Raw genomic sequence first — 9,452 nt, forward strand, 5'->3', positions numbered from 1 at the left:
GTGGTCCCGCCTCCTCGTGCGGGGGCTTGGTTTCAGGCCGCCTGCGCGCGCCAGTTCATGCTCTTCGGCGGCCCCGCCTGTGCCAGTGCGCCGTGAAGCGTTTCGTCTGGCATCGCTTGGGTCAGAAGGTCGCGCGTCGCGACGATCTGCTCGACATCGATGCCGGTGACGAAACCCTTGGTCTCCACCAGGTAGACCAGGTCTTCGAGAACGACGTTCCCGGTTGCTCCGGGTGCGAACGGACAGCCACCAAGCCCTGCCAGTGAGGCGTCGAAGACGCGACAGCCGGAATCCAGAGCCGCGGAAGCGTTGGCGATGCCCATTCCACGGGTGTCGTGCAGGTGAATGACGTACGGCAGGTCACCGAGGCGCTTCTCCATGCGCGCGCAGAGGGATGCGATCTGACGAGGGCCTGCGTAACCAACGGTATCCGCCAGCCCGACCATATCGACGCCTGCTTCGAAGCAGCGATCAACCATCCGCATCACGTCGTCTTCGGGAACGTCGCCAGAAAGGGAGCACCCGAAGGCCATCGCGATGCCCGCGTTGATGATCGTATTCTTGCCCGCCTCGTCGCGGAGCTTCACCACATTGGCGATCTCCGCGAGACTCTGCTCCTGCGTGCGGCGAACATTGGCCTCGTTGTGCGCCTGACTGGCGGAGACGACGACGGTGATCTCTCCGACCGCCGTGGCCAACGCATCGGTTGCGCCACGCTGGTTCAGTGCAAGGGCGATGCCGTGGGCCTCTTCGTGCGCATCGACGGCGGCGATCACATCCCGCACATCGGCAAAACGTGGTACCTTGTCCGCCGGTAGAAACGAGCCGACTTCGAAATATCGTATGCCAGCGGCGTATTCGCGATTCACCCATTCGACCTTTTGCGCCGTGCTGGGCCAGGACTTCGTGAGCTGAAGCCCATCGCGTAGACCGACCTCGCGTAGTGCGATGCGATCCTGGGGATAGGTCTTGTAGATATCCGCCATGACTACTCTGCCGCCTCCACATTGAGACTTCCGAGGATCTCGGCATTGTGCTGACCGATCCCAGGGATATCGACGCTCTCCGAGACGATCGCGCGGCCATTCATCTCGACCGGCAGTGCTGGCGCGCGGAAATCTTTCTTTTCGGCGTAGTGCGAGGTGAATAGGCCGCCGGGCCGGTTCACATGGGGGTCCTCGTACATCTCGGCTGGCCGCGCGACCGGCGCGAACAGGAGATCGTTTTCTTCCATGATCTGCAGCATCTCGTCGTACGGACGACTCGCCACGACCTCGGCAATCAGGGGCAGCGTCCAGTCGCGCGCGGCGATCTGATCGAGCCGCGATTGCAGACGCGGGTCATCGAGCAGATGGTCGAGTCCGAGCCCTTTGCACAGCTTCTCCCATTGCCCATCCGTGGCGGCACCGACAAAGATCTGGCGGCCGTCGCTTGTCGGGAAAAGATCGTAGACCGGCCAGGAGAATACGCGTTCCGGCATCGGCGGCGACTCGGTACCTTCGATGTCGAACTGCACCATGTGTTGTGCGACGAGCAGCAGGCAGTTCTCAAAGAGCCCGGACCGGATGGCCGCGCCCTCACCTGTATTGCTCCTCTGGATCAGTGCGGCGAGTACGCCGTAGGCGGCAAACAAGCCCCCCATGATGTCGTTGGCCGAAGAGCCGATCCGCAGCGGTCGACCAGTCGGCCCCGTCATGTAGGCCATGCCGGTCATCATCTGCACGACTTCATCCATCGCAGCGCGATGCTCATAGGGCCCCTTGAGGAAACCCTTGCATGAGGCGACGATCAGCGACGGATTGGTTTCGCGGAGCTGGTCGGGCGCCAGGCCCATCTTGGCAAGGGTCTCGTCGCGGAAATTCTCGACAAAGACATCCGCCGTCTTCAGTAGCGCGTGCAGCTTGGCGAGATCGTCCTTGTCCTTGATGTTGAGGGTGACGGATTTCTTACCGCGGTTGAAGGTCGGAAAAAAGCCGGCCCCCATCCCAGTCAGGTTTCGGGTCTTGTCGCCCTGCGGCGGTTCGATCTTGATAACCTCGGCGCCGAGAAAGCCGAGGAACATGCCCGTCGACGGCCCCATCACCATGTGGCTCATTTCGACCACGCGTACGCCCTCGAGCGGTAGTGCGTCTGCCATCGGGTCCTCCCATTGATCTCGTGTCGTGGGAGTTATGCCGAATCTTGAGCAGTCAGAAAATAATATCCTTTCGAAGGTATCGTTCTTGGTTTTAGAATGCTGCTATGGATACAAGACAGCTCAGGTACTTCGTCGCCGTCTGCGAGTTCCGGAACCTCTCGCACGCGGCCGATCACTGTAACACTGCCGCCTCGGCCCTGAGTCACCACATCGCCAGTCTCGAAGCAGAGCTAGAGACCAAGCTTTTTTTGCGAAAGCCAAGGGGCATGGAGCCGACGGCCGCCGGGTTGAAGCTGCTCACCCATGCGCAGTTCATCCTCTCGGCCTTTGAGACTGCCGCGTCCGAGATCAAGCATGGTCAGGCGGAGATCTCGGGCAATATCGCGATAGGCATGCCCTTCTCCGTGATCAAGGTGATCGGCGGCGCTCTCATGCGCCGCGTCATCGAGGACTTTCCGCGCGTTCGTCTCCTGATTCGAGAAGGCCTCTCCGGCGTGACCTATAGCTCTCTGAGAACCGGCGAGATCGAGGCTGCACTCATCTTCAACCCACCTCCCGACTCACAAACATTGCGGACGCCGCTTCTCGAGGAAGAGCTGTTCTGCATCGGGGACCCGAAGATCGTCGGCGACAGTAGCGAGCCAATTCGCCTCGAAGATATGGCCGAACTTCCCGTCGCACTTCTTCAAAGCGGATCGCTTTCGAGGGCTCTGGTAGATCGTCCGGCTGAACTGGCAAAGCTCGAGGCGCAGGCCCAGATTCAACTGGCGTCCATCGCGGGAACGTTGAGCGCGCTCAAGGAGGGTCTAGCCTGCACCCTGGCGCCGAAAGTCCTCGTCAGCGAAGAACTCAGAAGCGGCGAACTCGTCGCCCGTCCCGTGACCGATCCAAGGCCCGTCCGAACACTGCACCTCGTGTCAGCGCTCGACGCTCGCCCGACCTTCCTGCGAGAAAGCATTTTGAACTTGGTCGCAGAGTTGGTAGGCGCTGCCGTCCACGATGGGACCTGGGAAGGCGCTCGGCCTATCGAAGGCTGAACTCGGACCTAAACCGCTTCAGGTTTGAAACGTAGTTGTCGGCAGACAGTTTCAACTGCGCCGCAGCATCTGCGTCCAGCGTGCGCACAGCCTTCGCTGGCGCTCCGACGATCAGACTGTTGTCGGGAAACTCCTTCCCTTCGGTGACCAGGGCATTCGCCCCGACGATACAATTCCGACCGATGCGCGCGTTGTTCAGTATCGTGGCACCCATCCCGATGAGAGTGTTGTCGCCCACGGTGCAGCCATGCACGATCGCGCGGTGTCCGATCGTGACGTCGGACCCAATCGTGAGTGGTGAACCCGGATCCGAATGAAGAAGCGCGCCTTCTTGGATATTGGTACGGTCGCCGACCACGATAGGCTCGTTGTCCCCGCGGATTGTTGCTGAAAACCAGACCCCGACGTCTCGACCTAGAGTCACGTCACCGATCACGTAGGCGTTGGGGGCAATCCAGTGATCGGCCTCGCTAAAGTTGGGCTCGAGTTCGCCCAGTGCACAGATTGGCATTATTCAACTCCTCAGATTGGTTCTTGCCATTCGGGGCCGTCGCGAAGGTGCTTCGCGAACTCTGGCATCCGAAGACAGCGATGGAAGATCCGGCTCACTCGCGGCAGACCGCGCAGATCCATTCCCCAGCGCCAGGCCGCGTTGGCATGGGGTGCGAAAACGCAATCTGCGAGCGTAGGTTCATCGCCGTGGCAGAAATCGCCCGTAGCAGGGTCGTGAAGCGATGCCTCGAATTGGCTCAGGCTTGTGCTGTACTGCTCCATGAGCCAGGTGCGTCGCGCGTCCGGGCCGAACCGTTTCTGAATGTCGCGCAGGACGCAGAGGTTGGTGAGCGGGCCGGATGCGGTTGCGATCGACTGAGCCAACCTCCGAACGCGGCTCCGGGCGACCGGCTCGACTGGAATAATCTGCCTGCCACCTCGTGTTTCGTCGACATATTCTAGGATCGCCAGTGACTGGCGCAATAAGAGCCCGTCAATGCGAAGCACAGGTACAAAGCCTTGAGGACTGTTAACCCGAAACGTGGCAGCGTTCCGGGCGCCCATGCGGATGTCGATCGGCTCGATTTCATAATCGACGCCTTTCAGCGCAAGGCCGATGCGAACGCGTTGGCATGAGGGCGCACGCGGATAGTCGTAAAGCAGAACCTGGTCCGCGTTACTTTCCAGAGGATTAGGTTCAGCCATTGGGCGCAAACTTGTCGGGATGGGACTCGTGGTATGCTGGCAATTCCGCGAACGCTTCGTCGATGGCCCGGCAATGCGGAAACGCCGCGAGATCTACCTCCCATCGCACCGCGTTGTAGAGTTGTGGCACAAGGCAGACATCTGCCACACCCGGCACACTTCCGGTGCAGAATCGCGTCCGAGGGGTGGCAGCGAGCACAGCCTCGAATGCCGTCAGGCCTCTGGATATGTGGTGCTGCACCCACTCCAGCTTCGCCTGCTCACCGCCAAGCGACGAAACACGATTCAGTGTCGTGAGGTTCCCGAGGGGATGTATGTCCGCCGCAACGATGAGTGCGAGCGCGCGTTCCTTTGCCTTGATCGCTGGATCGTCGGCGAGAAGGCGGTGCCCGTCGCGGGTTTCGTCCAGGTATTCGATGATGGCGAGAGATTGCGTCAGCCGCAGACCGTCGATATCGAGCACCGGTACGGCCGCCATAGGGTTTCGAGCAAGATGTTCGGGAAGTGCCTGTTCGCCGCCGGCGAGGTTTACTGGAACGCGCCGATAGACGATCTGCTTTAGTGAAAGCGCAAGCCGGACCCGGTAACTCGCCGACGAGCGCCAGTAGTCGAACAGTACGGTTTTACAGTTCATCGATGATCACCTGTCCGCTCGCATTTTCACGGACGGGGATTGGATCGAGGGCGCAACCGGCACCGACCCCATCAATTCCTTCGCCGGTCGCGAGGTCGAAGCCTGCCTCATGGTTCGAACACCGCAGCACGCGTCCGTCCGAGGAAACGACCTTGCTGCTCCGATAATCGAGCGGCAGGAACTGGTGCGGACAGGCATTCACGTAGGCCACCAGGCGACCATCGCTTCTGGCCAGCAAAATCGGAAACCCGTCAAGCTCGACGCCATGAGCGGCGCCCTCGAGCACGTCTGAAGACGCACAGATCGGCGTTCCCCCGGCCGGAGCCGAGGGGTAGGTTTTCCAGTTGGTGTTCATGTCGTTGTCGCTACTCGCCGTTCCAGACGGGTCGCTTCGGGTCGAAATGGTTGCGAAGCGGCTTCCATACGTTCGGGTACTTCACCTGAAGTGTGTCGAGCCCAGCCGCGTATTTCGTCAATTGCTGCGGGAAACGCGTTTCGAACATGAACGCAATCGTATTGTCGAGTTTCTCCGGTTCGAGCTTCTTCAAGGACGCCGCGTAGAAGGCATCGGCGTCTGGACCGTGCGGCAGCATCATGTTGTGGATCGACATGCCGCCTGGCACGAAGCCTTCAGGCTTGGCGTCGTAGACACCTTCGATCAGCCCCATGAACTCGGACATGATGTTCATGTGGTACCAAGGCGGGCGGAACGAGTCCTCGGCCACCAGCCAGCGCGGCGGGAAAATCACGAAGTCGATGTTGGCCGTCCCCGGCTCGCCCGATGGCGCCGTGAGCACAGTGAAGATCGACGGATCCGCATGATCGTTCCGGATCGGCCCTACGGGCGAGTAGTGTCGAAGATTGTACTTGTAGGGCGCGTAGTTTCCGTGCCACGCCACCACGTCAAGCGGCGAATGGCCGATCTCGCACGTGTGGAACTGGCCGCACCACTTGACGGTGACACGATGGTTCGTGCCGTCCTTCTGCTCATAGGCAGCGACCGGCGACAGGAAATCGCGCGGGTTCGCCATGCAGTTGGCTCCGATCGGCCCACGCTCGGGCACAGTGAAGGCGCCGCCGTAGTTCTCGCAGATGTAGCCCCGCGCCTTGGCGTCGCCATTAAGCAAAACCTTGTACTTGAGGCCGCGCGGCAGCACGACGATCTCGCCAGGGGCAACGTCGATCACGCCCATCTCGGTGAAGAAGCGCAGGCGCCCAACCTCGGGCACCACCAGCATCTCCCCGTCGGCGTTGTAGAACGCCTCGGTGTTCATGCTCTCCGACACCGCATAGGTATGGATCGCGTAGCCCACCTGGGTCAGCACGTCACCGCCGGTTGCAATGGTGCGGATCCCGGTCAGCCAGGTGCCGGCGTCCGCAGGGATCGGTGCCGGGTCCCAACGCATCGGTGCGAGCGGCAGACCGCTTTCGTCGGCCGTTGGCGCGGAACGGAAGTGGGGCAACTCGATCCGCACCATGTCAGCGATGTGCTGCACCGTGGGACGCATGCGGTAGAGCCAAGTCCGTTCGTTCGAGGCGCGTGGTGCGGTGAACGGAGTGCCAGACAGCTGCTCGGCGTAGAGCCCATAGGGACAACGCTGAGGGCTGTTCTGCCCAATCGGCAGCGCGCCTTCCTCTGCCTCGGTTTCGAAGTCGTTGCCGAAACCCGGCATGTAGCCTTCGTTATATTTCGCCCGGCTCTTCGCGACGATAAAATCGCTGTGTGGCTTGTTCATGGATCAGCTCTCCGCCTTCAGGACGCCGCGCTGGATCTGGTCTTCTTCGATCGACTCGAAGAGCGCCTTGAAGTTTCCCTCGCCAAAGCCGTCGTCGCCCTTGCGCTGGATGAACTCGAAGAAAATCGGGCCGATCACAGTCTTCGAGAAAATCTGCAAGAGTATCCGGGTGACGCCACCATCGACCACCCCTTCGCCATCGATCAGGATGCCGTGCTTCATCATCCGGTCGAGCGGCTCTTCATGGCCTCGAACGCGGCGGTGCGACATCTGGTAGTACGTCGCAGGCGGCGCCGGCATGAAGTCGATGCCGTTCCCGGCGATCTCATCGACCGATCCGTAAATGTCCTCGGTCGCCACGGCGATGTGCTGGATGCCCTCGCCCTTGTACTGCTTGAGGTATTCTTCAATCTGGCTGTTGTCGTCCGCGCTCTCGTTGATCGGGATCCGGATCTTGCCATCGGGTGATGTCAGCGCGCGGGAGTAGAGGCCAGTCTGCTTGCCCTTGATGTCGAAAAAGCGGATTTCGCGGAAATTGAACGCCTTCGAGTAGAAGTCGTACCAAGTCGACATGTTGCCGCGCTGAACGTTGTGCGTCAGGTGGTCGAGGTAGTAAAAGCCGGCGCCTTTGGGTTTGGGATTGGTCTCGCCGAGCCATTCGAATTCGCGCTCGTAGCACGACCCGTCCTCGCCGTAGGTATCGACGAAGTACAGTAGCGATCCGCCGATCCCGACAACCGCCGGCACATCGAGTGTCTTGTCATCTCCGGTATACTCCTCCGCACCATAGTCGAGCGCGCATTTGAGTGCGTGTTGTGCATCGACCACCCGCCAAGCCATAGCCGGCGCGCAAGGGCCATGCTCTTCGACAAAGCGCGCAGCGTGGGTTCCCGGCTCCCGGTTGACGATGTAGTTGATGTCGCCTTGCCGATAGAGCGAGATGTCGCGACTCTTGTGCCGGGCCACTTCAACGTAGCCCATCTTCTCGAAAAGTGCCTCCAGCTCGCCGGTTTCGGGATGTGCGAACTCGACGAATTCAAAGCCGTCGGTGCCGGCGACGTTCAGCTTGTCGATCTTCGCCTTGGGTGCGTCGTGCGGAAAGGGACCCATAATTTCCTCCTGGCATTCATGACGTGGCTTTCGTGCCCTCCACGCCAATCTCGCGTCTCCCCGGCCCGCGGGGGTCTGCATGCTGAATAGCAGCTACCAAGCATTCGGAAAATTACAGTGTTTCTAACGCTGCATTCTGGAATCGTGAACCCTGAGCTCGCGACCGGCCTTGCGACCAAGAATATGAGGCTCACCGCCGCCGACGTATTCGACCGCGACCCGGAAGTCTTTTTGCGGATGGGCAGCTTCAAACTGGTTCGCAGTCGAGTGACGGAATCTGTGGAGGCGGGGGCATTTAGGTTCGCGCGATGTTATTCACAGGCCCGAGACTGCTCCCGCATCACTACGTAGTCGCTCAGCATCTCGGCAATGGTCGAACTATCCGGCAGCAAGCTCAGTTCCTCGGCCACACGCGACTGAGTCTCGCGGCTGTACTCGACCACTGGCGGGCAAACGATGGCGAAGGGCGGACTAGAACCGACCATCGCGCAGCCGCTCTGCAAGCTCGTTACGATCGCGAGGGCGGCGAGCCGCCGCTTCCAGCATCCGGCGATGGACATCATTTGCCTTCTCCGTGGTCTCAAGGCGTTCGGCGAGGCGTCCAGCTCGCTCGCCGAACCGCCGGAGCGACAGCAGGAAAAGGAGCACGGCGAGGACGATGGCGCCGTAGCGCAGCGCCGCCCGCGTCGACGGGCTGGCGGCGAACCCGGTCAGAAGCGCGGCGATCACCGCCGCCCCCGGCGCCAGTCTTCGAGGCGAGCATAGATGGTGACCGCGATGCCACCGAGAGCGACGGCGATGAACACCCAGCGCAGGGTGTCGAGATACGGCACAAGCGGCAGGATGGCGGTCTGGGTCTCGGCCAGGACGCTCTGCGCAACCTCGACCCCAGCCGCGCCTAGCGTGGCGACACCGGCCGCGCCACCACCCTTCATGGTGCGGCTTTCGGCCAGCACTTCGCGTGCGGGCGGCGTCTCGGCGGCAAATGCCGTCGCACGGACCGGGAACCGCTCACCCCACTGACGCGCAGGACCGAGGTCGACATGGATGAACCCCGAGCGCGGGTAGAAGCCGAAGCCGAGGAACCCGACCTCGCGCGCCGCCGCCTCGAAGGCCACCGGGTCGTGGTTCGCCATGGCGATGTCAAACGCCGCACCCTCCTTGTGCTTCAAGCGGATTGAGCCGCAAACGTCACGTTTGTGCTCAGGGCTGCGATAAGGGGAGAATCCGCTGGACCAACCAGTCAATGATCAGCAGCGCCGCAACCGGCAATCCCTTCCACCCCAACCACCACCATCCCCGTCAAATGCCACACCGCCGCCATCATGACCCCCATGTTGAAGGCAAACTCGTTGGCGCAACTCTGCTTGAAGAAGTCCCCCTCGAGGAACATGCAGGACCCCTTGCACAGCTGAACGACCGGGCATGACATGCATTCCGGCCGGAAGGTAAAATGCGTCGCGGTGTCGAGCGAGATGGCGTCAAAATCCCCCACATGGCCGATCTTGTGCGCCCCCTTCGCCCCGGTGTGCTGGCAGGTCATAGCGTTCCCGCGCAGATCGATAGCAATGGCATCGGGGCTGTCCATCCCGCATTTCTGG

General features: G+C 61.3%; 12 protein-coding genes and 1 pseudogene. 1 reads left to right on the plus strand and 12 read right to left on the minus strand.

The window, feature by feature from the left end; all coding sequences use genetic code 11:
- Positions 1-32 precede the first annotated feature (32 nt).
- The gene (locus tag JJ869_RS06155) at positions 33-986 is read right to left on the minus strand and encodes a hydroxymethylglutaryl-CoA lyase (RefSeq protein ID WP_292265332.1); all 954 of its coding nucleotides are present in this window, start codon (positions 984-986) and stop codon (positions 33-35) included.
- 2 nt (positions 987-988) lie between these two features.
- On the minus strand, positions 989-2,137 hold the full coding sequence (locus JJ869_RS06160; protein WP_292265334.1) for a CoA transferase: 1,149 nt from the start codon (positions 2,135-2,137) through the stop codon (positions 989-991).
- Positions 2,138-2,241: 104 nt separating this feature from the next.
- On the opposite strand from JJ869_RS06160, the gene JJ869_RS06165 reads away from it, so the two are divergent.
- A complete protein-coding gene (locus JJ869_RS06165) occupies positions 2,242-3,174 on the plus strand; it encodes a LysR family transcriptional regulator (RefSeq protein WP_292265336.1) in 933 nt (310 codons plus the stop codon).
- On the opposite strand, the gene JJ869_RS06170 is transcribed toward JJ869_RS06165, so the two are convergent.
- From JJ869_RS06170 to JJ869_RS06215, 10 genes and pseudogenes are all read right to left on the minus strand, one after another.
- Positions 3,161-3,685, minus strand: a complete 525-nt coding sequence (locus JJ869_RS06170; protein WP_292265338.1) for a gamma carbonic anhydrase family protein — start codon at positions 3,683-3,685, stop codon at positions 3,161-3,163. The two genes, JJ869_RS06165 and JJ869_RS06170, sit on opposite strands and share 14 nt — an antisense overlap.
- Positions 3,686-3,696: 11 nt before the next feature.
- Entirely contained in the window at positions 3,697-4,371 is a 675-nt protein-coding gene (gene maiA, locus JJ869_RS06175) for a maleylacetoacetate isomerase (protein ID WP_292265340.1), read from the minus strand.
- The gene (maiA, locus tag JJ869_RS06180) at positions 4,364-5,005 is read right to left on the minus strand and encodes a maleylacetoacetate isomerase (RefSeq protein WP_292265342.1); all 642 of its coding nucleotides are present in this window, start codon (positions 5,003-5,005) and stop codon (positions 4,364-4,366) included. The genes maiA (JJ869_RS06175) and maiA (JJ869_RS06180) overlap by 8 nt, the downstream gene beginning before the upstream one ends.
- Positions 4,995-5,360, minus strand: coding sequence for a Rieske 2Fe-2S domain-containing protein (locus JJ869_RS06185; RefSeq protein WP_292265343.1), 366 nt, complete (start codon positions 5,358-5,360; stop codon positions 4,995-4,997). The genes maiA (JJ869_RS06180) and JJ869_RS06185 overlap by 11 nt, the downstream gene beginning before the upstream one ends.
- A gap of 10 nt (positions 5,361-5,370) precedes the next feature.
- Entirely contained in the window at positions 5,371-6,741 is a 1,371-nt protein-coding gene (gene hmgA / locus JJ869_RS06190) for a homogentisate 1,2-dioxygenase (protein ID WP_292265345.1), read from the minus strand.
- A 3-nt stretch (positions 6,742-6,744) separates the two neighbouring features.
- Positions 6,745-7,851: a 4-hydroxyphenylpyruvate dioxygenase gene (gene hppD / locus JJ869_RS06195; protein ID WP_292265347.1), complete on the minus strand. Its 1,107-nt coding sequence runs from the start codon at positions 7,849-7,851 to the stop codon at positions 6,745-6,747.
- A 311-nt stretch (positions 7,852-8,162) separates the two neighbouring features.
- A complete protein-coding gene (locus tag JJ869_RS06200; RefSeq protein ID WP_292265349.1) occupies positions 8,163-8,336 on the minus strand; it encodes a hypothetical protein in 174 nt (57 codons plus the stop codon).
- The gene (locus tag JJ869_RS06205) at positions 8,323-8,580 is read right to left on the minus strand and encodes a hypothetical protein (RefSeq protein ID WP_292265351.1); all 258 of its coding nucleotides are present in this window, start codon (positions 8,578-8,580) and stop codon (positions 8,323-8,325) included. Before JJ869_RS06205 ends, JJ869_RS06200 begins: the two co-directional genes overlap by 14 nt.
- A pseudogene (locus JJ869_RS06210) lies at positions 8,577-9,074 on the minus strand (D-Ala-D-Ala carboxypeptidase family metallohydrolase); the annotation flags it as partial. The pseudogene JJ869_RS06210 and the gene JJ869_RS06205, both read right to left, overlap by 4 nt.
- A gap of 20 nt (positions 9,075-9,094) precedes the next feature.
- Positions 9,095-9,452, minus strand: a 358-nt coding sequence (locus JJ869_RS06215) for an SPASM domain-containing protein (RefSeq protein WP_292265354.1), incomplete at its 5' end; no start/stop codon positions are given.

The organism is Marivita sp. (assembly GCF_017643905.1).
GTDB lineage: Bacteria > Pseudomonadota > Alphaproteobacteria > Rhodobacterales > Rhodobacteraceae > Marivita.

Coding starts and splice junctions, on each gene's coding strand:
- JJ869_RS06155 (WP_292265332.1), bottom strand. CDS start 986: ATGGCGGATATCTACAAGACCTATCCCCAGGATCGCATCGCACTACGC.
- JJ869_RS06160 (WP_292265334.1), bottom strand. CDS start 2,137: ATGGCAGACGCACTACCGCTCGAGGGCGTACGCGTGGTCGAAATGAGC.
- JJ869_RS06165 (WP_292265336.1), top strand. CDS start 2,242: ATGGATACAAGACAGCTCAGGTACTTCGTCGCCGTCTGCGAGTTCCGG.
- JJ869_RS06170 (WP_292265338.1), bottom strand. CDS start 3,685: ATGCCAATCTGTGCACTGGGCGAACTCGAGCCCAACTTTAGCGAGGCC.
- maiA (WP_292265340.1), bottom strand. CDS start 4,371: ATGGCTGAACCTAATCCTCTGGAAAGTAACGCGGACCAGGTTCTGCTT.
- maiA (WP_292265342.1), bottom strand. CDS start 5,005: ATGAACTGTAAAACCGTACTGTTCGACTACTGGCGCTCGTCGGCGAGT.
- JJ869_RS06185 (WP_292265343.1), bottom strand. CDS start 5,360: ATGAACACCAACTGGAAAACCTACCCCTCGGCTCCGGCCGGGGGAACG.
- hmgA (WP_292265345.1), bottom strand. CDS start 6,741: ATGAACAAGCCACACAGCGATTTTATCGTCGCGAAGAGCCGGGCGAAA.
- hppD (WP_292265347.1), bottom strand. CDS start 7,851: ATGGGTCCCTTTCCGCACGACGCACCCAAGGCGAAGATCGACAAGCTG.
- JJ869_RS06200 (WP_292265349.1), bottom strand. CDS start 8,336: ATGGTCGGTTCTAGTCCGCCCTTCGCCATCGTTTGCCCGCCAGTGGTC.